Here is a 3,479-nt window from a genome sequence, read left to right on the forward strand (position 1 = left end):
CGACACTGAGGTATTCGCGGTTTGAACGCGTTTCTTTGCTTCGTTTCTTTGCGCGTTTGCAAAGAAATGAAGTCCCGCCCCGGATAGGGGCTAACAGAAATAAGCAAGAAAATCCGACTTAAGCAGACCGACCACGCTAGCAGAAGGACTCAACGCTCTCCCCACACTCTCCGCGAGCAGCACCCCGCCCTAACCCCGCACCGCCCCCTCGAGCGGCCCTCCAAAGTCCTCGGCATCGACGTCATACCCCGACGGTTCCCAACGAATCGCCAACAACGCAACCAGCCCTGCAATCGGCGCCACCGCGATAATCCAGAACACCTTCGTACCAAGCGCCGCCGACAACACGGGAAAAAGGAACAGCGAGACCGTCGAACTAGCACGCATCAGCGTCTGGTTAAAGCCGACGCCGACCCCGCGCATCGACGTTGGATAGCTCAGCGACGCAAACGTCATGCTATGCGAACCGGGTCCGACGCCTTGCCCGAGCAGGAATGTCGCCAGAAATGCAATCGCGAGCGCTACCTGGACACCGCCCGCCGGACGTCCGACTAAGGCCAACCCGATGAGCGCCACCACCTGGAACGAATAGCCGAGCACCGTCAGCTTCCAGGCGCCGACTTTCGGCACCGCTCGCACAGAGATCAACCCGCCCACGAACGCAAAGCATAGATTCAGCGTAAGCGAGGCCACGATCGTGGTGAGCATCGACTGGGCGAGAAAGCTCGAAATGATGACGGGCAATCCGAACGCAACCGCGTTATAGGCGAACGATGACGCAATGGCGATCACCGTCGACAACACCGTCCGACGTAAATACACGCCGCGCAGCAACGCGCCGTAGTTGCTCCACGAGCCTTTATGCACCCGCGTTTTGGCGTTCTTCGCCGCGGCGGCATCGACTTCCACGTCCAGGCCGTACGAACGTTTCAGAATCTTCGCGGCGCCATTGAGGTCGCCCTGGTTCGCGGCCCAAACCGGGGATTCGCTGATATAACGGCTTCGAATCGCGATGATCACGAGCGCTGGCAACGCGCCGAAACCCAGCGTGAGACGCCACAGCCAACCCGAATGGCTAGCAGGCAGAACAGCGTACAGCGCGAGGACCAGCAGATAGGAGACGCTAATCGCGGCATACCAGGTGGGACACCACATCGCGATGCGTGCCGCCTTGTTGCCACGCCCGTTCAGCCGCGAGAATTCAGCAAGAAAGGCCATCGCGACGGGCAAATCGATTCCAACGCCCAACCCCATCACAAAGCGAGCGCCACCGAGCACCCAGGCATTGGGCGCAAGCCCGCATGCGATTGCCGCGACCACGAAGAAGAACATGTCGGCCATGAACACGCGGTAACGGCCGATTTTATCGGTGAGATACCCGCCCAGGCACGCGCCGATGATCGCGCCGAACGTAATCGCGGACGCAACGAAACCGGTCGCGGTAGGCGTGAGCGAAAACTCGCGCGCAATGTCCTTGACGCCGAACGCGAGCGCGCCCAGGTCGTAGGCGTCGAGAAACACGCCGCCAAGCGCGATGGCAATCACAATGCGCGCGTCGCTGCCCACGGCAGCACCGCGGTTGACGAGTTGCGACACGTCGGCTGCGCTGCGGATCACGGGACGCGCGGCGGTGCCGGAGGCCAAAGTCGCGACTGCTGGCTCGGGCGCTATGAATGTCGACATGGGATGCGTTTTCGATGTGGGACGGAAAGACGCGCGATCGTACCGGCGCACGAACGCTATCCCAAATTCATTTTTGTTATTTGTTAAATGACGCGGCTAAACCGGGCCGTTTTGAGCCGCTTCACGATCCCTGCTTCACGATCCTTGATACGCCCTTTCAAGTGCGGCAATGTCCAATTTCACCATGCCCATCATCGCCTGCATGACCCGCGCGGATTTGGCCGCGTCCCCGTCTTGCAGCATGGTGCCGAGTGCCACTGGCACGATTTGCCACGTCACGCCGTATTTGTCACTGATCCAGCCACATTGCCGGGGTTCGCCGCCCTCGCCCAAGCCGGCCCACAGGCGGTCGACTTCCTCTTGCGTGCCGCACTTGACGAACAGCGAGATTGCCGGCGAAAACGTGAACGCGGTCCCGCCATTCAACGCCATGAATTCCTGGCCCTCAAGCTCGAACGTCACCGCCATCACCGCACCTTTCGGCCCAGGCCCCGCATCGCCGAAACGCATGTCGGAGACGATTCGCGAATCCTTGAAAAGATTCGTGTAGAAGTGGGCGGCTTCCTCCGCGTTGTCCTTGAACCAGAGGCAAGGGGCAATCTTCTGCATCACAACTCCTTAGCTGCTGCGGATTCGGCCTTAGCCGCCGGCTTGCCTCCCGGCTGCCCGGCGTCCTGACTCCAGACCGAATCCGCGGAACACTCAACCGATTCGCGCCGTTTTACGGACGGGCCGGCATTGATTTAGACATCGCCTCGACCATTTCTTCCGGGCTGACGTCGCGTTGATGGGTCGCAATCGACCACCTGTGCCCGAACGGATCTTCAAGCTGACCGTAGCGGTCGCCCCAGAACATATCTGTGACTGGCATCCGTTCGGTCGCTCCGGCAGCGATGGCCCGCGCGAACACCGCATCGGCGTCGGTCACGTACAGGTGCAAGGTCACCGGCGAACCTTTCAACGCGTTCGGTCCGAGCGCGCCGCAATCAGGCATGTCGTCCATCAGCATGAGCGTCGAGTCGCCGATACGGAGCATGGCATGCATCACTTTGCCGTTCGGACCGGGCAAACGCGACTGCTCGACCGCATCGAAGGCTTTCTTATAGAACGCGATGGCGTCGGCGGCACCAGCACAAACGATATGGGGTGTAAGCGAATGCATCCCTTCGGGGATCGGTTTGACAGCTGAACTGGACATATTGGTGACTCCTTTGGAACAACGGTTTCGCCCAAGCGGGAAATACGCACCCGTAAAAGGTGCCCTCACCACCATGACGTGCGAGCGCATGGAAATTCGACACGCGCGCCGGATTATTTTGCCCCGCCGCGCAGTGTCCTATGGACGATCAAATGCGCCGACTTGCTACCTTATAGGTTTCATCCCGCTTTTGGGCGGTTCAAACAGGTGACATTTTGAGCCAGCGGGTCAACGTCAAAGCGATGTAGTCAGACGTTACTCAATCCGCACCCAGCCATTAGCCTTCGACGAAGCCAGCACGGCATCCACGTTGCGCGCCGATCGCCACCCCTCGTCGAAAGTCGGCAAGCCATCGCGCGTTTGGCCCTCGGCGGTAGCGTAGAATCTCGCGATGCCCAATCGTTCGGCCGCCTGCATCGCGCGGCTTTCAGTTGACGCCGCGATGCCTCGCACCGTCCCGCCCGCCAAACGGCTGGCGCGCGTGTGAACCTCGCCCATCATCCCCACGCCGATAATCGCGACGCCCAGCATCTCCGCCATCATGTGCTCCGTTTTCGGGCTATCAGGGCACGATACCGGGATCGCGCGGGTCGATGCA

The 3,479-nt window shown here is 60.7% G+C and carries 4 protein-coding genes; all 4 read right to left on the bottom strand.

Annotated features, from left to right (window positions below; all coding sequences use genetic code 11):
- Positions 1 to 189: 189 nt before the first annotated feature.
- Positions 190 to 1,683 (bottom strand): MFS transporter, encoded by a 1,494-nt coding sequence (locus WCA53_RS24815; protein WP_423916657.1) that lies wholly within the window; start codon positions 1,681 to 1,683, stop codon positions 190 to 192.
- 135 nt (positions 1,684 to 1,818) lie between these two features.
- A complete protein-coding gene (locus WCA53_RS24820; RefSeq protein ID WP_423916660.1) occupies positions 1,819 to 2,292 on the bottom strand; it encodes a VOC family protein in 474 nt (157 codons plus the stop codon).
- Positions 2,293 to 2,404: 112 nt separating this feature from the next.
- Entirely contained in the window at positions 2,405 to 2,881 is a 477-nt protein-coding gene (locus WCA53_RS24825) for a VOC family protein (protein ID WP_423916663.1), read from the bottom strand.
- 255 nt (positions 2,882 to 3,136) lie between these two features.
- The coding region (locus WCA53_RS24830; RefSeq protein ID WP_423916665.1) for a hypothetical protein at positions 3,137 to 3,479 on the bottom strand (343 nt) is incomplete at its 5' end.

The organism is Caballeronia sp. (assembly GCF_049581465.1).
Lineage (GTDB): Bacteria > Pseudomonadota > Gammaproteobacteria > Burkholderiales > Burkholderiaceae > Caballeronia.